Origin of the sequence: Capnocytophaga sp. oral taxon 332 str. F0381, assembly GCF_000318275.2 — a bacterium.
Lineage (GTDB): Bacteria > Bacteroidota > Bacteroidia > Flavobacteriales > Flavobacteriaceae > Capnocytophaga > Capnocytophaga bilenii.
The window spans coordinates 221-593 of the sequence record NZ_KB291328.1 but is presented as its reverse complement, the minus strand read 5'-3'; the positions used below and the strand labels follow the sequence as shown (position 1 = coordinate 593).

Genomic DNA, 373 nt, shown 5'->3' with positions numbered 1-373 from the left:
TTACGCTCCTTATGAATTAGGAATTGACTTCTTAATAAGCGAAAAGGTTGTAGATATTATATCTGCATACAAATTACCTATTCACAATAAAATTCCTGTAAAGATTGATACTTTTGATGGTAACTATTTCCTAATAGGTTTCCCTGTATGGAGTTCCAAAGTTCTTGATTTTCAAAAAAGTACATTTTATTATCAAGATAGAGATGTATTCTCTTTTTCAAATTATGAAGATTATGAGAATTTTGACTCTGAATATGGAGATACAACAAAAATAGATTTGTATCTAAGGAACAAAATAGAATATGATATAATTTCTATAGATGAAGCTATTTTTTTTAGTGAAAAGATTGTTGAAGAATTAAAAGAGAATAAT

Annotated in this window: 1 pseudogene; it reads left to right on the top strand. The window is 26.0% G+C overall.

Going from position 1 to position 373, the window contains the following annotated elements:
* Positions 1 to 373 (top strand): annotated as a pseudogene (locus HMPREF9075_RS08575) (hypothetical protein); the annotation flags it as partial.